Source organism: Chryseobacterium lactis (genome assembly GCF_003815875.1).
Classification (GTDB): Bacteria; Bacteroidota; Bacteroidia; order Flavobacteriales; family Weeksellaceae; genus Chryseobacterium; species Chryseobacterium lactis.
In genome coordinates this window covers 893,540-919,350 of the sequence record NZ_CP033924.1, presented here as the reverse complement: position 1 = coordinate 919,350, position 25,811 = coordinate 893,540, and the positions used below count along the sequence as shown (strand labels likewise).

Sequence of the window (25,811 nt, the reverse complement as noted above, 5' to 3'; positions counted from 1 at the left end):
TTAATTTAAAATAAAACCCCGCTGATATGTCTCAGCGGGGTTTGTTATTTTATTCCGTTACAATAACGATTTTTTTGTCTGCATTTTTAAACTTTGCATCTTGATCGTACATCGCTTTCAGATCATATTCTATCCTTAGAGAATGATCATCTACCTGTTTTAGCCAGTCATGCTTGCCTGAGATTGATTTTATCTTATTTTCAAACTTTAAAGTAGTTCCTATATTTTTGAAAAACATTGTCATCATACCTTCTATTTTTTCCGTCTCTTCTTTTAAACTTTTGGTACGAAGGGTTTCTTCAATATTTTTGAGATTAAAATTATCCGTATTGATCGTTAACGTTTTTCCATCCCAGTTATTGAAAATATTCTGGTCCAGCGGTAGCTTTTCGTGTTTCGTGAAGTTTTCTAAAGCCTTATAATCCTCAGATACAAAATGTTCCATCTTAAAAGAAAACCCAGCAGGTTCATTGTTCTCTTTTTTAGATTTCATGAAAATCTTCTTCATGATCCGGATAGAGTCCGGATTGGTAGTCTTTAGCTTTCCTTCCTGCTTTTCAAGATCATAAATACTCGTCCAGGCGGTAGGAAGCTTATCCATGTCACCAAATTCTTTTTCCTTCAGTGAATCTGGGGTCATTGCTTTCATTTCCGCCATAAATTCCCTGGTGTCAATATCGGTCACAGAAGTAGATGCTGCATCTTTATGATAAATGATTTCAGAATTAATACTGCATGATTGCAGCATAAACAGGCTTATCAGAAATAAGACAATCGTTTTCTTCATGATCGTACTATACATTCGAATTTAATGGCAATTAACTGCTCCATTGTGGTCTGTGGAAATTGTCATAGCTTCAGCTTTTGGCGAAACATAGGGAATCCCCAGTTCTAAGCCTCTCAGAATAAAAAGTCCACCCAGAATAATCATAATCACAGGGACAGCCTTTAAGACTTTTACCCTGAAAGCCTGATTCATGAGATTTCCGGCCAAAACTATGGCAAACATGAATGGAAGGGTTCCCAAACCAAATAAAGCCATATAAACAGCCCCCTGCCATATTCCTCCGCCTGCCAGACTGGCTGTAAGTGCCATATACACCATCCCGCATGGTAAAAAGCCATTCAGAACACCTGTCGTGAATCTGGAACGGTAATCTGCTTTTTGGAGCAATCTTCCTAAGTTTAATTTGACAGAATATAAAAATTTAGAAAGGAAAGGAATTTTAGATGCAAAATCTTTTCCTCCAAATGAAAATACAGCCATGATAATAAGCAGAACACCGGCTATGATTGTCAGATACTTCTGAAACCCCGCCATCTCAAAACCTTGCCCTATAATTCCTAAAAGCGCACCCAATAAAGAATAGGTGAAAATTCTTCCGAATTGATAGGTAAGATTCTGAAGATAAAAATTAGCTGCCTGCTTTTTGGTTAACCCCATCGATAGTGCAATAGGACCACACATTCCGATACAGTGAAAACCGGAAGCAAAGCCCAAAGCAATAGCCGATATCAGAAGTCCTATTTCCATATCACATCATAATCCATTCTGTAGTCTGTTTTATCCTTTGTCCAGCTTAATCTTAATGTATAATTTCCCATTTTCAATACCTGAGCAGGTATCAGAAAAGACTGGCTGGCGTCAAGTTCAACAGATTTTTTTATGTCTAAATTCTGGTCGTCGGTTCTGTTTAAAACAAATTTTACCGTAGTATTAGAGTTATTGTAGTCTTTTGGAAAGGTGATTTTAATTCCTTTGGTATCCTGGCTGTACGCAGGCTTTTCCTGTAGATCATCAGCTCTTTTTTTAGAATCAATTACATCCTGATACTGTAGTTCTTCCTCATAATAGTTATCAGTTACCATTTCAGAATTCTTCTGTCCGTTCGGGAAAAGAAATAACATGGATAATATGAAAACTATGAATGCAAATAATGCAATTACAACACCGTGTCCCCAACTAAAGTTCTTCATCTTTTTAAATTAAAATTGTAGTTTGAATGGTCCTTCAAAATAAGTTTGATAAGAATCGATCAGTTTACCTTTCATATCGTAAACGCCGATCGTAATATTTTGTTTAGAAAGCTTCATTTCATCTTCAGGGAAGCTGATATTAATCGTTCCTTTGGAGATTTTATCTCTGTCTACCTGGATTTTGCTTGAAGCACTATAAGTAATTTCTCCATGTGCAGGATCCATCACCTTTATGGTAACGATTTTTTTATCGTTGGTTTTATTCAGGAAAGTATAGTTATAAGTATTTGTAATCTTACCGTCTTTTACAAAGAATGTGCTTCCCGCAGGCTTAATAAATTTAGCTTCCATTTCACCACGGCTGTACAGAAGATAGCCTAGAAATCCTACCAAAAGAAGTAAAAATACGGCAAAACCTTTCATTCTTCCTGTAAACTTAAATTGGGTTTGTTTCTCAATTTCATTTTCAGAAGCATATCTTACCAGCCCTTTTGGTAAACCGACTTTTTCCATGACTTCATCACAGGCATCGATACATGCAGTACAGTTGATACATTCCAACTGTTGCCCGTCTCTGATATCAATTCCCGTAGGACATACCACAACGCACTGATGGCAATCAATACAATCTCCTTTTCCTGCAGCTTTTCTATCTTCTCCTTTTCTCCACTTGGATCTGTTTTCTCCTCTTTTAAAATCATAGAAAACGTTAATAGTATCTTTATCAATTAATACTCCCTGTAGTCTTCCGTATGGGCAAACCAGAGTACATACCTGCTCTCTGAACCATGCAAATACAAAGTAAAATGCAGCAGTAAGCAGAATCATTACAATAAAATTGGTAGGATGTGCAAATGGTCCCTCGGAAACAATTCTGAATACTTCTTTATATCCTACAACATACATGAACATAAAATGAGTAATAATCAGTGAAATCACAATATATACCGACCATTTTAAGCTTCTTTTCCAGATTTTCTCGCCGTTCCACTCTTGTCTGTCCAGCTTCATTTGCTTATTTCGGTCTCCTTCAATCAGATATTCGATTTTACGGAAAATTGATTCCATAAAAATTGTCTGAGGGCATATCCACCCGCAGAAAATTCTTCCGAATGCAATCGTAAAAACGATAATAAAAATCAAAGATGCGATAGCACCTAAAGTAAGGATAAAAAAGTCTTGTGGATAGAAAGGCTGTCCAAAGATGAAAAATTCTCTGTCTATTACATTAAATAACAGTAACGGGTTACCATTGATTGTAATGAAAGGCAGCGAAAAATAAATAATTAATAAAAGATAACTTACAAGGTTTCTATAGTTGGTATATTTTCCTTTAGGCTTTCTTGGAAATACCCATCTTCTCTTACCGGATTGCTCCATTGTCCCGATAGAATCTCTGTAAGTTTCAGGGTCCAGAACCTGTCCCTGTCCGCCTCGTACTTCTATTTCTTCTATATCTGACATATTGTAATGTGTTTAAAAAAGAAAAAACATAATTCGTTACTATTTTTAAGGTAATAACAAATTATGTTTTTTCATATGATTCTAATTTTATAGATTATTCTTTTTCCCAGTGCGCTTCAGTTCCCTGAGGAGCAGCTCCTCCCTGAGCCGGAGTTACTGGTGGTTGTTCCTGGTTGATATGATATACATACGCTGCAATCTTTTCAATTTCAGCACCTGAAACTTCTCCGTTTTTACCGAATGCTCTCATCGCAGGGTTGGTAGGAGAACCATTCCAGTCCATATGGAATACGTTTTTAAATAACGTCTTCTCCGGCTGGTTGATCCAGAAGTTATCAGTCAGGTTAGGACCGATACCTCCGCTACCGTCTTCTTTATGACAAGATGCACAGTTTGTTTTGAATAATTCTTTACCTTCTGAGATATTATCAGCTGAATATTTTGCTGTTTCAATCGTTACAGGAGGCTGAGTTTTTTGATATTCTTCAATGCTTGCCAATTGCTCTTTATATTCTTTCTCATATTCGCTCAATGGGTGAGCGAAATCTGTGAAAGCATAAGCTGCAATATATACAATACAAAAAGCAGTCCCAAAATAGAATAAACCTACCCACCATTTTGGTAATTGGTTATCCAACTCCATGATTCCGTCGAAACCGTGGTCGATAAGGATATCTTTTTCTTCAGTTTCAGATTGCTTTTTGAAAGCAGCGGCATACATTCTTTTGAAAAAAGGAATTTTCTTCTCAGCTAAATAAGCAGCTTTTTCTTCCGGAGATAATTTTTTGAATCTGTTATTTTCAATCAAATCTCCAATAGAACTGTGGATGTATGCCAGAATACCGGCAATCACAACAGTTCCCCAGAAATAAGGCGAACCTAGGAACGAGTAGCTCTGTACAAACAAATAATAAAAAACTATTAAAAGTCCGATTATTATCAAGATGTTTACAACAACAGGTGTTCTTTGTTTCATAAAAAATAGTTTAATTTTTTAAATTAAAATCGTCATCTTCATCATCCCCAAGAGGAGCCTCTTCTTCTTCTTTGTAATATTTTTTAGGCTTGCTAAAAACGTATATTATCAAAGCAACGAAGAACAGCATAAAGAAAATCAGAGCCAGCGTCTGGTAGAAACCAGCGTTTTCTGTATTGGATAATATATCTTTAAAGTTCTGAGGAATCATATGATGAACTTTTTAATGTTTAGTTATTACTTGCTGTTTTAATTTCAGTTGTTTTGATATCCGTTCCTAATCTTTGCAGGTAAGAAATAAGAGCTACAATTTCTTTTTTCTCTAATTCTCCCTGAGGTCTCTTCGCATATGCCTCTTTCAAGTCATTGGCTTCAGAGAAGATATCTTTTACAATTTTTGCTGATTGGTTGTCTGCCCACTTATCTGCAGAGTCGATTTGAGCTTTTGTGTAAGGTACATCAAATGTATTCTTCATCAGCTTCATCTTGTCTACCATTTTAGATCTGTCTAAGTTCGTAGCAATTAGCCAAGGGTAACGAGGCATAATTGAACCTGCAGAGGTAGATCTTGGGTTATACATGTGCTTGTAGTGCCAAGAACTTGGGTTTTTACCACCTTCTCTATGTAAATCCGGTCCGGTTCTCTTAGATCCCCAAAGGAACGGTCTGTCATAGATAAATTCTCCAGCTTTAGAGTACTGTCCGTTTTTACCGTTAAATCTTGTAATTTCATCTCTGAATGGTCTGATCATCTGAGAGTGACAAGCATTACAACCTTCACGGATATAGATATCTCTACCTTCAAGTTCCAGCGGTGAATAAGGTTTTACCGCAGAAATGGTAGGAACACTTTTCTTAAGAGTAAGGGTAGGGATAATTTCTACCATACTTCCTATTGAAATAGTAAATAATGATAATACTGTTAAAAGTAAAGGCATTCTTTCCAACCAAAGGTGGAACCCTTCTCCTTCTTTACGTTTGTTACCGATGTTTGCCAATGCCGGAGCTTCAGCAGGAACTTCTTTTTGGAATGATCCTTGTCTTACCGTAGCAATTACGTTTACAATCATTAAGATTGCTCCTGAAATGTAGAATAAACCTCCTACGAATCTCATTTTAAAGTAAGGAATAATAGCAGTTACAGTATCCAGCCAGTTTTTCCATAATAGAGTACCGTCCGGGTTGAATTGCTTCCACATTAATCCTTGCGTGAATCCTGAAATATACATGGGTACTGCATAGAAAATAATTCCTAATGTCCCTAACCAGAAGTGCCAGTTAGCTAATTTTACAGACCACATTTTTGTTCTCCACATAATTGGTACCAGATAATAGATAACCCCGAATGCCATGAAACCATTCCATCCAAGAGCTCCTAAGTGTACGTGACCGATAACCCAGTCCGTAAAGTGACCAATTTTGTTGATGTTTTTTGTTGCCAATAATGGTCCTTCAAATGTTGCCATACCATAACAAGTAACGGCTACTACGAAGAACTTAAGAATAGGGTTTTCCCTTACTTTATCCCAAGCTCCTCTTAGAGTAAGAAGACCATTTAACATACCTCCCCAAGATGGTGCGATAAGCATGATAGAGAAACCTGTCCCTACCGCCTGTGCCCATGCCGGAAGTGCAGTATACTGAAGGTGGTGAGGACCAGCCCAGATATATACGAAGATTAGTGACCAGAAGTGGATAATAGACAGTTTATATGAGAAAACCGGTCTGTCTGCCGCTTTTGGTAAGAAGTAATACATCAAACCTAAAACCGGAGTTGTCAAAACGAATGCTACTGCATTGTGACCATACCACCATTGTACGATGGCGTCTTTTGCTCCTGCATAAGCAGAATAAGATTTCCATCCAGTGAATGATAATGGAACTTCAAGATTGTTGAAGATGTGAAGCATTGCCACCGCTACCCAAGTTCCAAGATAGAACCAAATAGCTACATAAAGGTGTCTTACTCTTCTCTTCGAAATAGTTAAAATCATATTGACCCCGAAGATGATCCAAGAGAATGCAATTAAGATATCAATTGGCCATTCATGCTCAGCATATTCTTTTGAAGTATTAATACCCATAAAGAAGGTAATGAACGTCGCAACGATCATAAACTGCCAAGTCCAGAAATGAATCCAGGATAATGTATCACTATACATTCTTGTTTTTAATAATCTCTGCGTAGAGTAATATACCCCAACGTAAACGATGTTACATACAAACGCGAAGATTACGGTATTGGTGTGCAACATTCTGATTCTACCAAAACCAAATGCACCATGAGTGTTTATTAAACCTTGAATATTACCGGATGCCAAACTCTTGATGGTTGTATCATCTGTCCCGAAAAAGAACTCTGGTAATTCAGGGTAGAAAAGCATTAATGCCGCCGTAAGCCCGAACGTAAATCCTATGAAACCAAAGATTATGGTTGCATAGAGGAACGCACGGACAATACTATTGTCATAACTAAACTTTTGTGTTTCCATATCAACTATTCACTATTTTTCTCAATTTTTATTATTTTCTCCTATTTCCTTTTCGTCTTTATCCTTGTCGCCAGTTTCATCTTTTTCTTTGATTTCATCATCGAAAAGAATCCTAACAGCCGGAGATTCATCATCTTCAAACTGCCCTTTCTTGGCATACACTATAAATACGACCAGGAAGATCGCAGCTAAAGAAACACTGCAGACGATCATTAAATATAGAATATCCATTGGACAACAAAATTAACCTATTTTCGGGGTTCAAATTTAGTGAAAAATAATGACATTCATCACGAAATGCCGATTTCAGCTAATTTAAAATCAGTCTAAATAAGAGGCTTTACGCCTGCTTTTTGAAGTATTTTCGACCCAATATCCAAGTCGAAATAGTCGTGAATGTAACCACGGTGATAGAACTGATTGGCATAATGATTGCCGCAAAAAGCGGATGCATATGTCCTGTAACTGCGTAACTTAAACCAACGATATTGTAAAGGAAACTGATTATAAATGTCATTTTCACAATCGTTATTGAGCCTTTGCAAACATTCAGATAGTGGTCTAAAGTCACTACTTTTTCTCCATTCATAATGACATCTGAGGATGGTGTAAAGCTGTTTGTATCATCAGCAATAGCAATTCCAACGTTACTTTGCTTTAATGCTCCGGCATCATTCAGTCCGTCACCCAGCATTGCTACTTTCATATGTTGATCCTGAAGGTTTTTTATGTAGTTGAGTTTGTCTTCCGGGCTTTGATTAAAGGCCATTCCTTTGTAGTTCGGAATCAGTTCTTTCAGCTGATTTTCTTCAGAAGAATTATCACCACTCAGGATGAATATTTTGTAACCGGTTAGTTTATTGAACAGGTTTTTCAATTGTGGACGGTATTCATTTTTGAAGATGAATTTTCCGACAAACTGATCGTTTTTGCTAATATAAACCGCCGTTTCCAAATTCTTTGGTTCCTGATTATTGTAGCGGGCAGATCCTATTTTATAAAGATTTCCTCTGACATTGGCTTCATATCCTTTTCCGGAGATTTCTACGAACTGATCAACGGGGAAATAGTCATCATTTAATTCAATAAATTCATATAATGATTTTGAAAGTGGATGGTTGGAGTTTTTTAATAAGGTTTTGATATTCGAAAGATCAAATTCATTGATTTCAGAACCTTCGTATTTGATATTTGATTTTTTTCTGTGGGTAATTGTTCCTGTTTTATCAAAAACAATAGTGTCAAGTTTTGCAATTTTTTCAATCGTTAAAGTATCTTTTACATAAAACTTATTTCGGCCTAAAATTCTCATAATGTGGCCGAAAGTGAAAGGTGCAGAAAGAGCAAGTGCACAAGGGCAGGCAATAATAAGAATAGCTGAAACAACCTGGAACATTTTTTCAAGATCGATAAATGACCAATAGATTGCTGAAACCAAAGCGATGCCTAAAATAATGAAAGTGAAATATTTACTGACGCTATTGGTGAGTGTGTCGAGTCCGGTTTCATGTTTCTTGAAGGCTTCCTTATTCCAAAGCTGGGTAAGGTAACTCTGGTCAACATTTTTAATAACTTCCAGTTCCAAAGATGATCCGATCTGCTTTCCTCCGGCAAAAATTTTATCACCGGGTTGCTTGCTGATACTTTCGCTTTCTCCGGTAATGAAGCTGTTGTCTATATTTCCTTCCCCATTAATAAGAATAGCATCAACCGGGATGATTTCCTGGTTTCTGACTAAAATTCTGTCGCCAACTTTTACTTCAGAAAGAAGAATGTTTTCCTGCTTTCCTTCAAAGTCCACTTTAGTTACGGCAATAGGGTAGAAAGATTTATAATCTCTGTCGTAGGAAAGAGCGCTGTATGTCCTTTTCTGGAAAAGTTTACCCATCAGCATAAAGAATAAGAGGCCGCAAAGTGTATCAAAATACCCGGGACCATAACCCGTTGCCACTTCGTAAATGCTTCGTCCAAAGAGAACAAATATTCCCAGGACGATAGGAACATCAATATTGACGATTTTATTTTTTAAACCATACCATGCAGATTTGTAATAGTCTGAAGCGGAGTAAAAAACAACGGGACAGGCCAACAGGAACATCAGTACCCTGAAAAGTCCTTTGTAATGCTCCATCCAGTAATCTTCGCCTCCCACATATTCGGGAAATGCCAGGAACATACCGTTTCCAAATGCAAAACCTGCAATAGCAAATTTGATAAGCAGTGATTTGTCAAGATGATCAACATTTTTTTCTGCTGTTTCAAGACTGATAACCGGTTTGTATCCTAAATTAGTTAAAAAATTAGCTAGTTCGCTTAATTTTAGGTCGTTATGGTTGAATGATATCTGTAAGGTCTTTCTGGTGAAATTGACCTGAGAATACTTAATGTATTTGTTCAGTGTATGAAGGCTTTCCAATAGCCAAATACATGATGAGCAGTGGATTACAGGGATTTTAAAGGTGACAAGACTGGTGTTTCCTTCTGAGAAATCGGTCACCTTTTCGAAAATTTCAGGAGTGTCTAAGTAGTCAAATTGTCCGGAATTATCATCGCTTGGACGAATTCCTGCCCCTTTATTCAGCTGATAGAAATTACTTAAATTGTTTGTATTCAGAATTTCATAAACAGACTTACATCCGTTGCAACAGAAAATCTTTTCATCAAACAAAATTCTCTCTTTTTCTATACCTTGACCACAATGAAAACAGTTCTCGCTCACCACCCTAAAATATTGAACTACAAAATTATAACAAATTTTTTTGTTTATCGAGTTAAAAAGTTCTATTTTTGTGATAAATATCATATAAAATGCCGCAGGAACAACAGATAGCAATTGAAGAGAGGTTCGCCAGAGTTTTTAATGATAAATCTTTTAAGGAAAGACTTTCTAGCGCAGATTTTGAAAAATATATTAACGGAAAAAAAAGATTGAGTTTTCAGAAACACGATACTATTTTCGAAGATGGAGAAACTCCCAGAGGAGTGTTTGTCATTGAAAAAGGAGCCGCTAAATTATCAAAATCAGGAGCATTCGGGAAAGATCAGATTTTAAGATTTATTAAAGAAGGGGATATCATCGGCTATCGTTCTTTGCTTTGCGGGGAGAATTTCCAGGCCAAAGCAGAAGCAATGACAGATATTGACTGTATATTTTTACCTGCAGATATTTTCATGTATCTTCTGGAGGTAGATCCACAGCTATCTTTTGTAATGCTTCAAAAAATTTCTTACGAATTAGGAGAGTCTTCCAATACCATTACATTCCTTGCACAGAAAACGGTGAGGGAAAGACTTGCTGAGATCCTGTTGCTTTTGGAACAGAAGCTTGGTGTAGATCCGGAAGGGTTTATCAAAATTTCATTGACAAGAGAAGAAATTGCCAACATTATTGGTACTGCTACTGAAAGTGCCATTCGTCTTATCTCTGAATTCAAACAGGACAGCCTGATTGAAGTAGACGGAAGAAATATCAAAATTCTCAATCACGACAAACTCATGAAACTCGGTCACGTAGTTTTATAAAAACATAAAAACTTAAGTCGGCCTAGAGCCGACTTTTTAACTTTTAAAAATAGATAAATTATGTCTGTTCACTCTGAAATTAAAAAAGTTACGACTGAAACCTTGCGTAAAATGAAATTCGACAAGGAAAAAATAACAATGCTTACGGCCTACGATTTTACCACGGCAAAGATGGTAGATGCAGGTGGAGTAGATGCTATTTTGATTGGAGACTCGGCAGCGAATGTAATGGCTGGTTTTGAAACTACACTGCCAATTACGCTGGATCAAATGATCTATCATGCTCAAAGTGTGGTAAGAGGAACCGACAGAGCACTGGTGATTGCCGATTTACCTTTCGGGACTTATCAGAGTAATCCTGAAAAAGCATTGGAATCTGCTGTGAGAATGATGAAGGAAGGTGGAGCTCATGCCGTGAAAATTGAAGGCGGAAAAGAGATTTCAAAATCGATCAAAAAAATTATTAATGCCGGAATTCCAGTAATGGGACATTTGGGATTAACGCCACAGTCTATTTATAAATTCGGAACTTATAAAGTAAGAGCAAAAGAAGAAGCAGAAGCTGAAAAACTGATTACCGATGCACAACTTTTAGAAGAATTGGGATGTTTCTCCGTAGTATTGGAAAAAATTCCTGCTGACTTAGCCAAAAGAGTGACAGAAAGCATTTCTATTCCTACGATCGGAATCGGAGCCGGGGCGAATTGTGACGGACAGGTTTTGGTATACCATGATATGGTAGGAATGAACAAAGGGTTTAGCCCAAAATTTTTAAGAAGATATCTTGACCTTTACACGGAAATTACAGGAGCTGTTTCTCAATATGTAAAAGATGTAAAAAGTGTTGAGTTTCCAAACGAAAACGAAAGTTATTAATTCATGCAAAATCAACAACAATCTATTCAGGGAATATTATCCATTGCAGCACTGATTTGTCTTGCTGTAGGTTGGTTTAATCTATTTTCTCCTGAAATTAACCATTTACTTTCCAGAAAAGTTTTTTATGTACTGATTGGAGCCAGCTTCTTTATTCAGGCACCATTACTTACCAATAAAAATTTTGTGTATGCCATGTATGCCGCAGCAGTGGTATGTGTGGTGGGAGCGTTTATTCCTGAAAGTTCAAATCTTTCAGCCATTAAAACCATTGGTTTACTGGGAGGAATTATCCTGTCATTATCAAACAGAAGAAGATAGAATAAAGTACTATGAAGGAGCAGATTGTATATGAAGATAACCATCTTCTGGTGATTAATAAAAAGGTTGGCCAGCTTGTACAGGGCGACAAAACCGGCGATGAATCACTACTGGAATCTATCAAGAATTTTATAAAAATAAGAGATGCTAAGCCGGGAAACGTTTTTCTCGGCTTGGTTCATCGTATAGACCGTCCTACTTCAGGATTAGTGATCTATGCTAAAACTTCAAAAGCGCTTTCCCGTCTTACCCAGATGGTGAAAAACCGCGAGATCAAAAAGACATATTGGGCTGTGGTGGGAAAAGAAATGATTCCGCAGAGCCAAAGGCTTGTTCATTATTTGAAGAAAAACGAAAAGAATAATAAAGCCATCGTTTTTCCTAAAGCTACTGAGGGTGCCAAAGAAGCTATCTTAACATATCACATCATTAAAACGTTGGATAATTATTTACTTCTTGAGATTGATCTTGAAACTGGCAGGCATCATCAGATCCGCGCCCAGTTATCAAAAACAGGAGTTCCGATTAAAGGAGATCTTAAATATGGCTCTCCACGTTCCAACCCGGACGGCGGAATTAATCTTCACGCCAGAAAACTGGAATTTATCCATCCTGTCACCAAAGAAGAAATTGAAATTATAGCTCCGGTGCCTCAGAATGATGCCATCTGGAGGGCTTGTGAACAATAGCAAGAGTTCTAAAGCAATCAAAGAAAAAATATAAAAGTCCGTCTCAATTTTGAGATGGACTTTTTCTTTAATGTTATTTCAAATTTTGCCTATTCTAAAAAAATGTCTAACTTCGTTCCAAACTTTAGGGGTGTCTGTTACCAACAGACTGAGACTTTACCCTTTGAACCTGATCTGGATTATACCAGCGTAGGGAAAAGTAGATGACTTTTGCTGTACATTCTATTGTACAATAATAGCCATTCCTAAAGTGTATATAAATTATTTAGGAATGGAACTTATAATCAACCACACCCGAAAAACATTCGATGTACTTCCTGACAACCTGGAAGCATTATTGGCTATAGAATTACCCGGAAAGAAAAAGGGAATTGCCATAGCCCTCAACAATCGTATTGTACCCCTGTCCGCCTGGGCAGAAACATTTCTCAAAGATCAGGATTCAGTTTTAATCATTACTGCCACTCAGGGCGGTTAATTTTTCATATTTAATACCAATATTATGGCTCACTCCATTACATGTTCACCATTTCCGAACTCAAAGAAAATTTATATTGAAGGAAAAATACATCCCATCAATGTAGCAATGCGTGAAATTAAGCTTAGCCCGACCAAGCTTACCAACGGAAGTTTTGAAGACAATGCTCCCGTAACCATTTATGATACTTCAGGTCCCTATACTGATGAAAATTCAATAATCGACATTCAGAAGGGACTTCCAAGAATCAGAGAACAGTGGATACTCAACAGAGAAGATGTACATATCCTGAACGGGATTACTTCCGAGTATGGAAAAGCACGTTTAGCCGATCCACGTTTGGACGAATTACGCTTTTCCTACGATCATAAGCCCAAAGTTGCTCAGGAAGGAAAAGAGCTTACACAGCTTTACTATGCCAAACAAGGAATTATCACACCCGAAATGGAATATGTAGCAATCAGAGAAAATCAACGTATCGAGCAGCTGGAAACGGCTTCCAAAGAAATGGCGTTCCAACATCCCGGAAACAGCTTTGGAGCCAATACACCCAAAAGTAAAATTACCCCCGAATTTGTAAGAGCTGAAATTGCTGCCGGAAGGGCTATTATTCCAAATAATATCAATCACCCGGAAAGTGAACCGATGATTATCGGGCGAAATTTTTTGGTGAAAATTAATGCCAATATCGGAAATAGTGCCGTTTCATCGAGTATTGATGAAGAAGTAGAAAAGGCGGTATGGGCCTGCCGATGGGGTGCAGATACGATCATGGATCTTTCAACAGGAAAAAACATCCATGAAACGCGGGAATGGATCATCAGAAACAGCCCGGTTCCAATCGGTACGGTTCCCATTTATCAGGCTTTAGAAAAGGTAAAAGGAGTTCCCGAAGATCTGACATGGGAAGTTTTTAAAGATACTTTGATTGAACAGGCAGAACAGGGCGTGTCTTATTTTACAATTCATGCCGGTGTTTTATTGAGATATATTCACCTGACGGCCAGCAGAGTAACCGGAATTGTATCCCGCGGAGGATCTATTATGGCCAAATGGTGTCTCTTTCATCACCAGGAAAACTTCTTATATACTCATTTTGAGGAGATTTGTGAGATCATGAAGAAATATGATGTTGCTTTCTCTTTAGGAGACGGTCTTCGCCCCGGATCTATTGCTGATGCCAATGATGCGGCTCAATTTGCGGAACTGGAAACATTAGGTGAGCTGACCAAAATTGCATGGAAACATAATGTCCAGGTAATGATTGAAGGTCCTGGCCACGTTCCGATGCATATGATCAAAGAAAATATGGAAAAACAGCTTGAAGTATGTGATGAAGCTCCATTTTATACCTTAGGACCTTTGACAACAGATATTGCTCCGGGCTATGATCATATCACTTCGGGAATCGGAGCGGCAATGATTGGGTGGTTCGGATGCGCGATGCTTTGCTATGTAACTCCAAAAGAACACTTAGGACTTCCAAACAGAGATGATGTAAAGGTCGGAGTGATCACCTATAAACTGGCTGCGCACGCTGCAGATCTGGCGAAAGGTCACCCGGGAGCCCAGTACAGAGATAATGCCCTAAGCAAGGCCAGATTTGAATTCAGATGGGAAGATCAGTTTAATCTTTCACTCGATCCCGACACTGCAAGATCTTATCATGATGAAACTCTTCCCGCCGACGGTGCAAAGATTGCGCATTTCTGTTCTATGTGTGGTCCGAAATTCTGTTCAATGAAGATTACCCAGGAAATCAGAGAATCTGCAGAGAAGGGGATGTTTGATAAATCCCAGGAATTTATTGAAAAAGGAAAGGAAATTTATATATGATTTTGGTGATCACTCCTGAATCACCGGTTCAAAATGAAGCAGATCATATCAATGAAATGTTTCACGAAGGGCTGGATCTGCTTCACATCAGAAAACCGGGAATCACTAAGGAAGCGATGATTGATTTTATCAACGAAATTAATCAAGCTTTCTATCCGAGACTGGTGCTGCATAATCATTTTGATTTGGGGAAAGAATTTACGATTTCAAGACTTCATTTTAGAGAACAAGATAGAAAGGAGAACATGTATCAATCCCTTACTCATGGAAATATTATTTCAACCTCAGTTCATGAGATTGCTACCTATAATACTTTGGAGAAAGATTGGGAATATTCTTTCGTAAGCCCGTTCCTTCCCAGTATCTCAAAAAAAGGATATGGTGAACATTCAACAGTGATGGAAGATATCAAACAACGAAATAATCTGGAGGTAAGATTAATTGCTTTAGGAGGAATTCATCCGGGTAATATTCAGAATGTTTTTGATGCTGGTGCAGATGGTGCTGCATTATTGGGTGCTATTTGGGAAAGTGATGAACCTGTAAATATTTTTAAAAAATGCAAAAAGAACGTCCGTTTGTAATCAGTATTGCGGGCTTCGACCCGAGTGGTGGGGCAGGAATTTTAGCAGATACCAAAACGTTTGAACAAATAGGAGTGACAGGCTTTGGAGTTTGTACAGCGCTTACGCAGCAGACGGAATCCCAATGTCTGAGGTTAGAATGGCGCCCTTTACAGGAAATTATACAAGGAATTTGTATTCTGATGGATCATTATCCGGTTTCAGCAGTAAAAATCGGGATTGTGAAAGATGCCGAATATCTTGATGAAATTATAAAGACTGTTCAAGCATATAATTTTGATATCAAAATTGTTTGGGATCCTGTTTTAAAAAGTACGTCTGAATTTTCATTTTTCAACCTTGAAACCCTTTCAATGTTAAAAAATACAGTAGACAAGATCAGCTTAATAACTCCAAATTATAATGAATATGGAGTTTTAAAAGATTATAATCTGTTCTCTGATGAAAACTTACGTCCCGTACTTATCAAAGGAGGGCACAGAGAAGATCAGCTCGGAACGGATGTTTTAGTTGAAAAAGGAAATGAAATCATTTTACAACCCACGGATGCAAATACTGTTTATTATCCAAAGCATGGATCAGGATGTGTGATGTCTTCGGCAATTGCCGGATATCTGGCTAAGGGTGAAAGTCTTGAAATAGCCTGTAGAAAAGGAAAATTATATATTGAAAAATTTTTAAAAAGCAGTCCCGGCTTATTGGGAACGCATTCGTAAGTATGGAAAAATTACAATACATATCACAAGGAAATACAGCGAAAGAACAAGAATCAAATATCCGTAAAGCTTTAGATCACGGGATCAAATGGATTCAGGTTCGATGGAAAAACGCCCCTGAAAAAGAATTGATAAGCCTTTGTGAAATGGCTAAGCAACTTTGTTCGGAATATCAGACTACCTGCATCATCAATGATCATGTACAGCTGGTGAAAGAAATAGATGCAGATGGAGTTCATTTAGGACTCACTGACGGATCGATCCACGAAGCAAGAACAATTTTAGGAAATCATAAAATAATAGGGGGAACCGCCAATACCATCACTGATGTGCTTCAAAGGATCAATGAGCCCTGTGATTATATCGGATTGGGACCGTTGCGATTTACAAACACCAAAGAAAAACTAAGTCCTGTATTGGGTTTTGAAGGGTATGAGGAAATCATCAATGGCTTAAAAGGCCGGTCGATCGACATTCCGAAAATTTTTGCCATTGGAAGTGTTACACTTGAAGATTTTTTACCGTTACAGGAAATCGGAATTTATGGAGTATCCGTGTCAGGAACAATTACCAGGCAGCCCTCAGTGATTAATGAATTTAAAAAAGTAATGATATGAACAATCAGAGATTAACAATAGCAGACAGAGTTTTTGAATCAAGGCTGTTTTTAGGGACAGGAAAATTTGGAAGTCTGGCAGATATGGCAGCTTCTGTTGTCGCTTCAGAAACAAATATGGTAACGATGGCTTTGAAGAGAATTGATGCCCAATCCGCTGAAGATGATTTATTAGACTCATTAAGAGAAACAAATGTTCATCTTTTACCCAATACTTCAGGTGCCAGAACGGCAAGAGAAGCTGTATTAGCGGCACAACTAGCCAGAGAAGCACTGGAGACAAATTGGGTGAAACTGGAAATTCATCCCGATCCGAAATACCTGTTGCCGGACCCTATCGAAACATTGTATGCTACCGAAGAACTTGCAAAATTAGGATTTATCGTAATGCCTTATATTCATGCAGATCCTGTATTATGCAAACGTCTGGAAGATGCAGGGACAGCTGTTGTAATGCCTTTAGGTGCTCCGATTGGTACCAATAAAGGATTAAGAACATTAGACTTTTTAGAAATCATCATCAGCCAAAGCAATGTTCCTGTAGTAGTAGATGCCGGAATAGGAGCACCTTCAGATGCGGCCAAAGCCATGGAAATGGGTGCAGATGCCGTTCTTGTAAATACAGCCATTGCTGTGGCACGAAATCCTGTTAATATGGCCATAGCTTTTAAGGAAGGAGTCATCGCTGGAAGAAGAGCTTTTGAATCCGGCTTGGGAGCAATTGCCAATCATGCTGAAGCTTCAAGCCCGCTCACTTCATTTTTATTTGAATAAACTCAGAATGATGAAAAGTTTTAATGATGTTTTTGAAAATTATCAATGGGAAGAGATCAAAACTAAGCTTGAGAAAGTAAGTCTGTCTGATGTTCAAAACAGCCTTGAGAAAAAGAATAAAACAATTGAAGATTTTCTGAATATGCTGTCACCCGCTGCCTCTCACGAATTGGAGTTGATGGCGAGAATGACTCGTTTACTGACCCAGAAACGTTTTGGAAAAACTATTCAGCTCTATGCCCCATTGTATCTGAGCAATGAATGTCAGAATATCTGTACTTACTGTGGATTTAGTTTAGATAATCATTTAAAGAGAAAAACACTTTCGGATACAGAATTGCTGGCAGAAGCTTCAGTACTGAAATCTATGGGAGTTAATCACGTATTGCTGGTAAGTGGTGAAGCCAATAAAATAGTGGGAGTTCCCTATTTTAAAAACGCCGTTCGATTATTGAAACCTCACTTTTCCAATATCTCCATAGAAGTGCAGCCTTTAATGGAAGATGAATATCAGCTTCTTCGTGAAGAAGGCGTACATTCCGTATTGGTCTATCAGGAAACGTATCATCAGGAGGTATATAAAGAATATCACCCTAAAGGAAAAAAATCAAATTTCCATTTTCGTCTTGATACTCCGGACAGAATCGGGAGAGCCGGCATTCATAAAATTGGGCTTGGCGTTTTGCTTGGGCTGGAAGATTGGCGTGTGGACAGCTTCTTTAACGCCCTTCACATAGATTATCTTCAAAAGCAGTATTGGAAGACTAAATTTTCCGTTTCTTTTCCAAGATTAAGACCGGCCGAAGGAATTATAGAACCCAATTTTATTATGGAAGATAAAGATCTGCTGCAGCTCATCTGTGCCTACAGAATCTGGAATGAAGATCTTGAAATATCAATATCCACAAGAGAAAATGAACTGTTCAGGAATCATATAGTATCCTTAGGTGCTACCACAATGAGCGCAGGTTCAAAAACAAATCCGGGTGGCTATTCCGTAGATAAAGAATCTCTGGAACAATTTGAGACCAGCGATGAACGAAGCATGGATGAGATCAGGAATATGATTAAAAAAGCCGGCTATGACCCTGTAATGAAGGATTGGGATTCTGTTTATAGTGGAGCATAAGCTAATTTTTAAACCATTAAATATGAAAAGCGAAGATATTTTTAAAAGATACAGCCGTCAAATATTTATTGAAGAAATAGGTCTGGAAGGACAAAAGAAGATCATCAACTCAAAAGTTCTTGTGATAGGAGCCGGGGGATTGGGAAGTCCTGTTATTCAGTATCTGGCGGCAGCGGGGGTTGGAACTCTGGCAGTGGCGGATTTTGACCCTATTGAACTTCATAACCTGAACCGGCAGGTGATTCATAGCGAAAATGGAGTGGGGCAACCAAAGGTTAAAAGTGCCGAAGCATTTGTTAAAAGCTTAAACCATCAGGTAGAATTCGTGGGAATTGAGATGAAAATAGATTCTTTCAATGTGGAAGAAATCATTTCCCAATATGATATTGTGATAGACGGATCTGATAATTTTCCGACGAGATATCTTGTGAATGATACATGTGTGAAGCTGGGGAAAACTTTAGTCTATGGAAGTATTCTAGGGTTTTCAGGACAGGTAGCTGTTTTTAACCACAAAAGAAGCAAAAACCTAAGAGATGTATTCCCTGAACCGCCAGTTGACGAAGAGGTAGCAGATTGTGACAGTCTTGGCGTTTTAGGAGCTTTACCAGGAATTATAGGAAGTATGATGGCCCTTCTGACATTGAAAATTATTACGAATCTCCCTGTTAATTTAAATCAGATAACTCTTGTAGATACCATAAACTGGAGATTTCAAACAGTTGATTTTTAATATAAATACGGATGGTACCAATGTTTTCATAAAGCGGCAGTAAAAATCTTTTACTGCCACTTTGTGAATTATTGAATTGCTGGATTATTGCCCTTGCTGCATTACTCCACCATTATCATCTTTTTTAGTCTGGTTTAAGATATTTGGATCTTCCTTAGCGAGTTTGTTCCTGGTAGGAATCTTATAGTTAATGGAAATTCCAAAATTCCTTGAATCATACTTGGTTCTAAGCATTACACTCTCTCCTGATGGCGGATTAGAGCGTACCTGCATTACCTGACCATTGAAAATATCATTCGCAAAAACTGAAACAGTAAGGCGATTGTTCATGAACTTTTTAGTCACAGTGATATCTAAGTTATTGTTAAATGGCTTCTCTGCCGTAAAGTAGAAATATCCTGCTTTTGGGGTAAGGTAGCTGTAATTAGCCGTTAATTTTATATCTTTCGGTAAAATCAACTGCGTTGAAACATTGAAGATCCAGAATCCTTTATTGTTGAGGTTATCAATTTCATGTTTCTGATATCCTGCATACACATACATGAAATTAATTTTATCAGGATTAAAATTAAACTTCATGACCTCACTCAAAGATTTACTGAAAATCATAAACGGAATAGGAAGACCAACATTGAAGTTATGAATCCTCATATTCGAAATGTTAACCTGCTCATTAAAGAGATTTTTTCCATCCTTTCTGATAATTTGGGCCACCTGATTCTGAGCTGAGCTTACACTGTATCCAATGAATGCGTAATCAAAAGCTGAAAGTTTCACTTCATAATTATCGAATATAGTAGGCTGTAGATTTGGATTTCCTGTCACCTGAGTATTCGGTCCCTGGAATGTTGTATTATTCGGGTTAAGAGCTGAAATACTAGGTAAACTTATCTTTCTGTTATAATTGGCTGCAATAGACACCTGACTCATCAGGTTATACTGAACACTGGCATTAGGGAACAATTTGAACTTATTAAATGGAATAAGATCCTTTTGAACCACCGATCCGGTGCTGTCGATTATTCGTGTTATTCCTGAAATATCATAGTTTTCAGCCCGGGATCCTAAGGTGAAATCAAACTTTTTAAACTTAGCCTGAAACTCCAGGTATGTGGAAGCTGTTTGCCTCTGATAATCCAGATTGGTTAAGCCTTTACTTTCTGTATCAAAGTTTTGTTTTTCATACAATCCTCCAAAACTTACCTTACCACCGTCAAGAATTTTAATCGGTTGAGAATAATCTACTTTGAAAGTAGCAATCCTCATGTCAGAATTATTATTAAGAATATTTCCTCCAACATTTGGAATGGGGTCGCCATTACTGTATTTCCCCTTCCTGAAGATATTATCCTGATCAAATCTGCTGGTAGATTTTGTGTATCCAAACTGGAAATCCAGTTTTTGCGACTTGTCACTAAAACGTTTCTGATAGGTTACAACGGCTTCCTGCCTTAAGCTATTGGTATTAGCGGCATCAGAAGCATCAAAATTAAAATCTCTGTAATAGAAGCCTTCAGGTTTTGTAAGATCTTTTACTTTTTCTGCGCCTTCTCCGTTACTTAAAGTATAATTGTCATTATTGTTATGGTAAATGTCATAATTCAACAATAAGCGGTCTTGTCCAAGATCGAATGTCAATCCCGATTTTGCAAAATAACCTCGGCCTATTCGGTCGGTATTACTTTTTAACAAATCATTCTGGTTGGAATTCAGCATACTTTCACGGTAGTTTTGACCCACATTCAACTGCCATCCAAAAAGTTTGTTTCTTGCATTTAAGTTGATGGAGTTACTGGTTCTGCTTCGAACCTTATCATAGCTGGTGAAGGTATAATTTCCGGAATAGGTTGCCGTTAAGTACTTGTTGGCATTTTTATTCGTAATAATATTCAGGATTGCCCCTCCTGAAGTGGCTGGAAATTCGGCGCCGGGCTGTGTAATTACTTCAATTCTATCTACGGAATTAGCAGGCATGCCTTCCAGAAAAGAGTTAAGCTCGTTAGAGGTAATGTTGAGCGGTCTTCCATTAAGATAAGTCTCCAGAAACTTCCCCTGATACATCATTCCGGCGATATCGGTAGAAATAAGTCCCGGAAGCTTTTTAATTCCTTCTAAAACATTTCCGTTATTCAACATTGGCTGTTCAGAAAAGTCAAAAATAGTACGGTCTGCTTTCTGTTCAACGGCTTTTTTAGTTTTGGTGATGACAACACCCTCAATTTGTTTTTCTTTTGGTTGGTTATTGCTCTTTTCCTGTGAAAAAATAATCACAGAGCTTAATAGCGATAAAGCAAGTATAGTTTTTTTCATAATGTTTACTACTATTCCGTTAGACGCTGAAAAAGAAATTTTGTTACAGAAGTATGTGTAATTTTATTAGTGAAAAAAGACAGAAATGCTATAATTTATACTTTGTGTATGACTTGATTGGTTCTTGTCATGATCAGTTTTTTGTACAGGAAATAATTATTGAGCCCTGTTCTTCTCTTCAAAATTTATAGCTCTGTTATTTGATTTTAATTTTTGATTACCAAAGTTATAAGTAATGCTAAGGGTCATTCTTCGGGCATCCCAATAATTGTTGAAAGACTGGGTATTATCGGCAAAATACTTGTCACCTTTGTATACGGATTGCTTGAAGATATCACTTACGGAAAGATTGATCTGCAAGGCTTTTTCCACAAAACTCATTTTAATACCGGCATCCAGACTAGCATTGTTCTTTACGAAAGTATAGCCGTCACGGGAAGGGAGACTCTGCCAGTAATTGAGGAACAGGAAGAACGTTTTACCCTTATTGAGCTGAAAAGTATTATTGGTGGAAAAATAAAATGATTGTCCGTTTTTAGGAACTGCATTGAACCGTGTAATCTGCGTTTCATTATAGCTGAATGAGGTTGAAATATTACTTTCCCATACCTTAAAGAATGTATCCGTATAATTGAGATTGAGCCCATAAATATTCTGATTATGGTTATTGTAATAAGTACTGGTGACATCCTTTCCGTCAAGGAAGGTGATCTGATCAAAATTATCGACTGTTCTCTGGTAATATAGATTGGCTGAAAATTTATTTTTAAAGATATAATTGAACTCTATATTATGGTTGAAAGAAGGCTGTAAACTGGGGTTTCCGGTATAATAAGTATTCGGGTTGGAATACCATCGGAACGGATCTAGTGCCCGGAAATAAGGGCGGTTGATTCTTCGGGAATAATTAATGCTGAACTGATTATTTCCAGAAGCTTTGTAGGAAAGATAGGCTGTTGGGAAAAATTTTCCATAATTATTTTCCGATTCCGACTGTGTTGTAGGAGAATATCCGCTGGTCTGGGTGTATTCATAGCGGAGCCCGGCCTTGGCAGACCATTTTTCACCAAAATCTTTACTGAAGCTTACATAAGCCGCATAGTTTTTCTCCTTATAATTAAAAAGATTACTTCTGCTAGGATCTATGATATAGTTGTCATTGGTAAGATTGAAATAACTGATATCGGAGTTATTGGAGAACTGACTGTATTTTGCCCCGGTTTCCATCTGGATCTTTTTAAAATTTAAAGTCAGATCCGCCTGTCCCGAATAAATTTTATAATCTACTGAAGAAAGATTTCTGACAATCTGCGCTGAATGATCAGCAATATTTGTTGTCGTAAAGTTGACATTATTATAAGGCAGATTTCCGTAATAGTTGGCACCAAGGCTCAATTTATGCTCTCCAAATTTCTGATCGAAATATAAATTCAGCATTTGTGTGGTAAAGTCCGAGCGATGCTTTGAATCAGTAACCGTTTGTAAAGTTTGAATATTGTTGGTAAAGTAGTCCTGATTCCCTTTGATATCCATGTTTGAATGACCTTTTGAAATATCATATACCAGCCCTGCATTAGCATTCTTGGAAATTGAATAATCAAAGTTGGCATTCAAACCAAGACCATCGTTCATATCCCGTCTGTCATTCCTGCTTACGGAAGAATTCTGGCCAATGATCTTATAATTTTCTACAGAGCGTTTATCTCCATCGTAACCCAGGATTTTGACTGAGGCCTTAAATTTCTCGTTCTGATAATTGGCTCCGGCTACACTGGTGAATCCTGCATATGTTTTTTGAGTATAATTGGTTGTCAGATAACCGCTCCATCCGAGATTCTGATTTTTCTTGAGTACGATGTTGATAATTCCGCTGTTTCCTTGTGCATCATACTTTGCAGGAGGGGTGGTGATAACTTCTATTTTCAGGATATTTTCGGAACGTAGATTTTGTAGGTAGTTGATCAGTTCAGTTCCTGAGAGATTGAGCATCCGGTCATTCACCATTACAGAAACCCCATTTTTACCCGCAATTGCAAGAAGACCTTTGTTTTCATCCACTTTAAGGAGTGGAGTAGCGGCCAGAACCTCAGTACCTGAGCTTCCCTGAGAAAGCATAGAATTCTGGACATGATAAACCAGGCGATCTACTTTACGTTCTACCAATGCTTTCTTTCCGTTTACTGTAACCGCTTCAATTGTATTGACATTGACACTATCTTTGGTTTGTCCGGTTGCAAAAGAAAAAACTAAGGTTGCTATAAAGAAAATATGTTTTTTCATTGTATATAAATGTTATTTAGATGATCATTAAGTTATATTTCCGGAACAAAGTTATCCGCTGTATCTTTTGGCTGAAATAGCAGTTAGATGAAGTGACTGGTTTCGGGGATAAAAAATATTTGATCGGAAAAAAACAGGCTTTCATCGAAAATAGCTTACGGATTATACCCATAGAGATTTATATTTGGGTATGAAAAAAAATCAAATTATCTGGATTCTGATTACCTACTGGGGTTTTAATTTTATTGGAACCATTATTACGCCCAATTTCTTTTTTCCGGAGAAGAATCTATATAACATGCATGTGCTTAGGGTAACATTTTTCATTGTAAAGATTGTGACTTTTTATCTCTCCTATTTGGTGTTCTTTCCAAAAATTTTTAAGCTGGATAAACCTTACTCTGTTATTTTTGTTTTTTTATTATCCTTTTTAGTTTTTGTGAGCTTACGTTACATGATAGAGGAGGTGGCTCTCCCTGCAACCGTTGGATTTAGAAACTATGGTGAAAAAACAGGATTGTTTTTTTATTTTTTTGATAATATTTATAATAGTTCTCTTCCTACTTTTATTGCCGGAATTCTTTGGGTATTAGGAAAGTATGGTGTCGCTGAAAATGATAAAAAGCAGCTTCTGATAGAAAAAAAACAGGCTGAGCTTCAGGCATTAAAAACCCAGATCAATCCGCATTTTATTTTTAACTCATTAAATAATATTTATTCCCTTGTTTATCAGAAATCAGAAAAAGCATTACCGGCTATTGAGGAACTCAGTCAATTGCTGCGATACAGTACAAAGGATCTTGAAAAAGACTTTATAACGCTTGATAAGGAAGTGGGATATATCGACAGCCTGATCGGGCTGGAAAAACTCAGAATCAGAAATCCGGAGTTATTGCTCATAGAAAAAAATATTCAGTATCCTCATTTGAAAATTTCTCCAATGCTCTTAGTTCCTTTTGTGGAAAATGCTTTTAAGCATGGTGACTTCCGTGATAAAGGCTTTGAAATGAGGATCTCAGACCATGATAAGGTTCTTCATTTTTATCTTTTAAACTTTAAAAAAGAAAAAATAAAAGACTCTCTTTCCGGAATCGGGATTGAAAATGTGAAGAAAAGACTGGAAATTTTATATCCCGATCACTATCAGCTAGATATAAAAGATACTGAAACAGAATTTGTTGTAGATTTAAAAATTGATTTACAAAATGGATAAGCTCAAATGTATTATTGTGGATGATGAACCTCTGGCGATTTCATTGTTGGAGCAATACGTAAAAAAGATTCCTTTTCTTGACCTGGTTTTTTCTACAGAAAATCCTATTCTGGCTTTAGAATATATTCAGAATAATCCGTCTGATCTGATTTTTCTGGATATTATGATGCCGGAACTTACCGGTATCAATTTTATGAAGATCGTTGGGAGCAAGCAGAAGTATATCCTGACAACTGCTTATTCCGAATATGCACTGGAAGGCTACGAACATAATATTATTGATTATCTTCTGAAGCCTATTTCGTTTGAACGCTTTCAGAAAAGTGTTTTAAAGGCTGAGGAGCGATTTTCATTTCAGACAACGGAAAATACTCATTTCTTCGTTAAATCATCTGGTCAGCAGCATCGTATCGGCTTTGATGAGATCCTTTATATTGAAAGTATTAAAGATTATGTGAATATCAGAACGGGAGTGGAAGAATATATCGTTCTGGACACTCTGAAATCTATGGAGAGTCAGCTTCCCGAAAAATTCGTACGCATTCATAAGTCTTTTATCATCAATCTGGATAAGGTCAAAAGTATTGGGGCGAAAAAAGTAATATTACCTGAATTTGAAATTCCGATAGGAGATAGCTACCGGGCTAATCTGCTGGATATGCTAAAATAGAAGATCTTTTTTAGATTTTGGCTGAAGCCATTGGAATTGTTATTAATTATGAAAGCGGACTTCGTTCGTAATCTTTCAGCTTATGCTCAGGACTATAGGCCGCCCTGTTGAACTTTAATAGTAGAATTAAGGAGTAAAGGTCATTACAAATCAAT

At 37.3% G+C, this 25,811-nt stretch carries 25 protein-coding genes and 1 riboswitch; of the genes, 14 read left to right on the top strand and 11 right to left on the bottom strand.

The window, feature by feature from the left end:
- Window positions 1-49 precede the first annotated feature (49 nt).
- From EG342_RS03910 to EG342_RS03870, 9 genes are all read right to left on the bottom strand, one after another.
- The gene (locus EG342_RS03910; RefSeq protein ID WP_103288504.1) at window positions 50-787 is read right to left on the bottom strand and encodes a hypothetical protein; all 738 of its coding nucleotides are present in this window, start codon (window positions 785-787) and stop codon (window positions 50-52) included.
- A 21-nt stretch (window positions 788-808) separates the two neighbouring features.
- Window positions 809-1,534, bottom strand: a complete 726-nt coding sequence (locus EG342_RS03905; RefSeq protein WP_103288503.1) for a sulfite exporter TauE/SafE family protein — start codon at window positions 1,532-1,534, stop codon at window positions 809-811.
- Window positions 1,525-1,977, bottom strand: coding sequence for a FixH family protein (locus tag EG342_RS03900; protein ID WP_103288502.1), 453 nt, complete (start codon window positions 1,975-1,977; stop codon window positions 1,525-1,527). Before EG342_RS03900 ends, EG342_RS03905 begins: the two co-directional genes overlap by 10 nt.
- Window positions 1,978-1,986: 9 nt before the next feature.
- Complete coding sequence (gene ccoG, locus EG342_RS03895) at window positions 1,987-3,441, bottom strand: cytochrome c oxidase accessory protein CcoG (RefSeq protein WP_103288501.1); 1,455 nt, start codon at window positions 3,439-3,441, stop codon at window positions 1,987-1,989.
- Window positions 3,442-3,535: 94 nt separating this feature from the next.
- On the bottom strand, window positions 3,536-4,417 hold the full coding sequence (locus tag EG342_RS03890) for a cbb3-type cytochrome c oxidase N-terminal domain-containing protein (RefSeq protein WP_103288500.1): 882 nt from the start codon (window positions 4,415-4,417) through the stop codon (window positions 3,536-3,538).
- A gap of 10 nt (window positions 4,418-4,427) precedes the next feature.
- Window positions 4,428-4,628, bottom strand: a complete 201-nt coding sequence (locus EG342_RS03885; protein WP_027373015.1) for a cbb3-type cytochrome oxidase subunit 3 — start codon at window positions 4,626-4,628, stop codon at window positions 4,428-4,430.
- 19 nt (window positions 4,629-4,647) lie between these two features.
- Entirely contained in the window at window positions 4,648-6,909 is a 2,262-nt protein-coding gene (ccoN, locus tag EG342_RS03880) for a cytochrome-c oxidase, cbb3-type subunit I (RefSeq protein WP_103288499.1), read from the bottom strand.
- A gap of 21 nt (window positions 6,910-6,930) precedes the next feature.
- Window positions 6,931-7,140, bottom strand: a complete 210-nt coding sequence (gene ccoS, locus EG342_RS03875) for a cbb3-type cytochrome oxidase assembly protein CcoS (RefSeq protein ID WP_103288498.1) — start codon at window positions 7,138-7,140, stop codon at window positions 6,931-6,933.
- 109 nt (window positions 7,141-7,249) lie between these two features.
- On the bottom strand, window positions 7,250-9,628 hold the full coding sequence (locus EG342_RS03870) for a heavy metal translocating P-type ATPase (RefSeq protein ID WP_103289254.1): 2,379 nt from the start codon (window positions 9,626-9,628) through the stop codon (window positions 7,250-7,252).
- Between the two features lie 89 nt (window positions 9,629-9,717).
- Between EG342_RS03870 and EG342_RS03865 the strand changes: the two genes are divergently transcribed.
- From EG342_RS03865 to EG342_RS03810, 12 genes are all read left to right on the top strand, one after another.
- Entirely contained in the window at window positions 9,718-10,431 is a 714-nt protein-coding gene (locus tag EG342_RS03865) for a Crp/Fnr family transcriptional regulator (RefSeq protein ID WP_103288497.1), read from the top strand.
- A 60-nt stretch (window positions 10,432-10,491) separates the two neighbouring features.
- Window positions 10,492-11,307 (top strand): 3-methyl-2-oxobutanoate hydroxymethyltransferase, encoded by an 816-nt coding sequence (panB, locus tag EG342_RS03860; RefSeq protein ID WP_103288496.1) that lies wholly within the window; start codon window positions 10,492-10,494, stop codon window positions 11,305-11,307.
- Window positions 11,308-11,310: 3 nt separating this feature from the next.
- Window positions 11,311-11,628 carry a hypothetical protein gene (locus EG342_RS03855; protein WP_103288495.1) on the top strand — a complete coding sequence of 106 codons (318 nt, stop codon included), beginning with the start codon at window positions 11,311-11,313 and terminating at the stop codon, window positions 11,626-11,628.
- An 11-nt stretch (window positions 11,629-11,639) separates the two neighbouring features.
- Entirely contained in the window at window positions 11,640-12,317 is a 678-nt protein-coding gene (locus tag EG342_RS03850; RefSeq protein WP_103288494.1) for an RluA family pseudouridine synthase, read from the top strand.
- A 116-nt stretch (window positions 12,318-12,433) separates the two neighbouring features.
- Window positions 12,434-12,530, top strand: a riboswitch (TPP riboswitch).
- Window positions 12,531-12,588: 58 nt separating this feature from the next.
- Window positions 12,589-12,795 (top strand): sulfur carrier protein ThiS, encoded by a 207-nt coding sequence (thiS, locus tag EG342_RS03845; RefSeq protein WP_103289251.1) that lies wholly within the window; start codon window positions 12,589-12,591, stop codon window positions 12,793-12,795.
- Between the two features lie 24 nt (window positions 12,796-12,819).
- Window positions 12,820-14,631, top strand: a complete 1,812-nt coding sequence (gene thiC, locus EG342_RS03840; RefSeq protein WP_103288493.1) for a phosphomethylpyrimidine synthase ThiC — start codon at window positions 12,820-12,822, stop codon at window positions 14,629-14,631.
- The gene (locus tag EG342_RS03835; protein ID WP_103288492.1) at window positions 14,628-15,215 is read left to right on the top strand and encodes a thiamine phosphate synthase; all 588 of its coding nucleotides are present in this window, start codon (window positions 14,628-14,630) and stop codon (window positions 15,213-15,215) included. Before thiC ends, EG342_RS03835 begins: the two co-directional genes overlap by 4 nt.
- On the top strand, window positions 15,191-15,931 hold the full coding sequence (locus tag EG342_RS03830; RefSeq protein ID WP_103288491.1) for a hydroxymethylpyrimidine/phosphomethylpyrimidine kinase: 741 nt from the start codon (window positions 15,191-15,193) through the stop codon (window positions 15,929-15,931). The genes EG342_RS03835 and EG342_RS03830 overlap by 25 nt, the downstream gene beginning before the upstream one ends.
- Window positions 15,932-15,933: 2 nt before the next feature.
- On the top strand, window positions 15,934-16,548 hold the full coding sequence (locus EG342_RS03825) for a thiamine phosphate synthase (protein WP_103288490.1): 615 nt from the start codon (window positions 15,934-15,936) through the stop codon (window positions 16,546-16,548).
- On the top strand, window positions 16,545-17,321 hold the full coding sequence (locus EG342_RS03820; protein WP_103288489.1) for a thiazole synthase: 777 nt from the start codon (window positions 16,545-16,547) through the stop codon (window positions 17,319-17,321). The genes EG342_RS03825 and EG342_RS03820 overlap by 4 nt, the downstream gene beginning before the upstream one ends.
- Before the next feature lie 10 nt (window positions 17,322-17,331).
- A complete protein-coding gene (thiH, locus tag EG342_RS03815; protein ID WP_103289249.1) occupies window positions 17,332-18,450 on the top strand; it encodes a 2-iminoacetate synthase ThiH in 1,119 nt (372 codons plus the stop codon).
- Window positions 18,451-18,472: 22 nt separating this feature from the next.
- Window positions 18,473-19,183 carry a HesA/MoeB/ThiF family protein gene (locus EG342_RS03810; protein ID WP_103288488.1) on the top strand — a complete coding sequence of 237 codons (711 nt, stop codon included), beginning with the start codon at window positions 18,473-18,475 and terminating at the stop codon, window positions 19,181-19,183.
- Window positions 19,184-19,267: 84 nt separating this feature from the next.
- On the opposite strand, the gene EG342_RS03805 is transcribed toward EG342_RS03810, so the two are convergent.
- Window positions 19,268-21,493 carry an outer membrane beta-barrel family protein gene (locus tag EG342_RS03805; protein WP_103288487.1) on the bottom strand — a complete coding sequence of 742 codons (2,226 nt, stop codon included), beginning with the start codon at window positions 21,491-21,493 and terminating at the stop codon, window positions 19,268-19,270.
- 156 nt (window positions 21,494-21,649) lie between these two features.
- Window positions 21,650-23,773: an outer membrane beta-barrel family protein gene (locus EG342_RS03800; RefSeq protein ID WP_103288486.1), complete on the bottom strand. Its 2,124-nt coding sequence runs from the start codon at window positions 23,771-23,773 to the stop codon at window positions 21,650-21,652.
- Between the two features lie 190 nt (window positions 23,774-23,963).
- On the opposite strand from EG342_RS03800, the gene EG342_RS03795 reads away from it, so the two are divergent.
- Window positions 23,964-24,986 carry a sensor histidine kinase gene (locus EG342_RS03795; protein ID WP_103288485.1) on the top strand — a complete coding sequence of 341 codons (1,023 nt, stop codon included), beginning with the start codon at window positions 23,964-23,966 and terminating at the stop codon, window positions 24,984-24,986.
- Window positions 24,979-25,656 carry a LytR/AlgR family response regulator transcription factor gene (locus EG342_RS03790; RefSeq protein WP_103288484.1) on the top strand — a complete coding sequence of 226 codons (678 nt, stop codon included), beginning with the start codon at window positions 24,979-24,981 and terminating at the stop codon, window positions 25,654-25,656. Before EG342_RS03795 ends, EG342_RS03790 begins: the two co-directional genes overlap by 8 nt.
- Window positions 25,657-25,811: the final 155 nt, after the last annotated feature.

Coding starts and splice junctions, on each gene's coding strand:
- EG342_RS03910 (WP_103288504.1), bottom strand. CDS start 787: ATGAAGAAAACGATTGTCTTATTTCTGATAAGCCTGTTTATGCTGCAA.
- EG342_RS03905 (WP_103288503.1), bottom strand. CDS start 1,534: ATGGAAATAGGACTTCTGATATCGGCTATTGCTTTGGGCTTTGCTTCC.
- EG342_RS03900 (WP_103288502.1), bottom strand. CDS start 1,977: ATGAAGAACTTTAGTTGGGGACACGGTGTTGTAATTGCATTATTTGCA.
- ccoG (WP_103288501.1), bottom strand. CDS start 3,441: ATGTCAGATATAGAAGAAATAGAAGTACGAGGCGGACAGGGACAGGTT.
- EG342_RS03890 (WP_103288500.1), bottom strand. CDS start 4,417: ATGAAACAAAGAACACCTGTTGTTGTAAACATCTTGATAATAATCGGA.
- EG342_RS03885 (WP_027373015.1), bottom strand. CDS start 4,628: ATGATTCCTCAGAACTTTAAAGATATATTATCCAATACAGAAAACGCT.
- ccoN (WP_103288499.1), bottom strand. CDS start 6,909: ATGGAAACACAAAAGTTTAGTTATGACAATAGTATTGTCCGTGCGTTC.
- ccoS (WP_103288498.1), bottom strand. CDS start 7,140: ATGGATATTCTATATTTAATGATCGTCTGCAGTGTTTCTTTAGCTGCG.
- EG342_RS03865 (WP_103288497.1), top strand. CDS start 9,718: ATGCCGCAGGAACAACAGATAGCAATTGAAGAGAGGTTCGCCAGAGTT.
- panB (WP_103288496.1), top strand. CDS start 10,492: ATGTCTGTTCACTCTGAAATTAAAAAAGTTACGACTGAAACCTTGCGT.
- EG342_RS03855 (WP_103288495.1), top strand. CDS start 11,311: ATGCAAAATCAACAACAATCTATTCAGGGAATATTATCCATTGCAGCA.
- EG342_RS03850 (WP_103288494.1), top strand. CDS start 11,640: ATGAAGGAGCAGATTGTATATGAAGATAACCATCTTCTGGTGATTAAT.
- thiS (WP_103289251.1), top strand. CDS start 12,589: ATGGAACTTATAATCAACCACACCCGAAAAACATTCGATGTACTTCCT.
- thiC (WP_103288493.1), top strand. CDS start 12,820: ATGGCTCACTCCATTACATGTTCACCATTTCCGAACTCAAAGAAAATT.
- EG342_RS03835 (WP_103288492.1), top strand. CDS start 14,628: ATGATTTTGGTGATCACTCCTGAATCACCGGTTCAAAATGAAGCAGAT.
- EG342_RS03830 (WP_103288491.1), top strand. CDS start 15,191: ATGCAAAAAGAACGTCCGTTTGTAATCAGTATTGCGGGCTTCGACCCG.
- EG342_RS03825 (WP_103288490.1), top strand. CDS start 15,934: ATGGAAAAATTACAATACATATCACAAGGAAATACAGCGAAAGAACAA.
- EG342_RS03820 (WP_103288489.1), top strand. CDS start 16,545: ATGAACAATCAGAGATTAACAATAGCAGACAGAGTTTTTGAATCAAGG.
- thiH (WP_103289249.1), top strand. CDS start 17,332: ATGAAAAGTTTTAATGATGTTTTTGAAAATTATCAATGGGAAGAGATC.
- EG342_RS03810 (WP_103288488.1), top strand. CDS start 18,473: ATGAAAAGCGAAGATATTTTTAAAAGATACAGCCGTCAAATATTTATT.
- EG342_RS03805 (WP_103288487.1), bottom strand. CDS start 21,493: ATGAAAAAAACTATACTTGCTTTATCGCTATTAAGCTCTGTGATTATT.
- EG342_RS03800 (WP_103288486.1), bottom strand. CDS start 23,773: ATGAAAAAACATATTTTCTTTATAGCAACCTTAGTTTTTTCTTTTGCA.
- EG342_RS03795 (WP_103288485.1), top strand. CDS start 23,964: ATGAAAAAAAATCAAATTATCTGGATTCTGATTACCTACTGGGGTTTT.
- EG342_RS03790 (WP_103288484.1), top strand. CDS start 24,979: ATGGATAAGCTCAAATGTATTATTGTGGATGATGAACCTCTGGCGATT.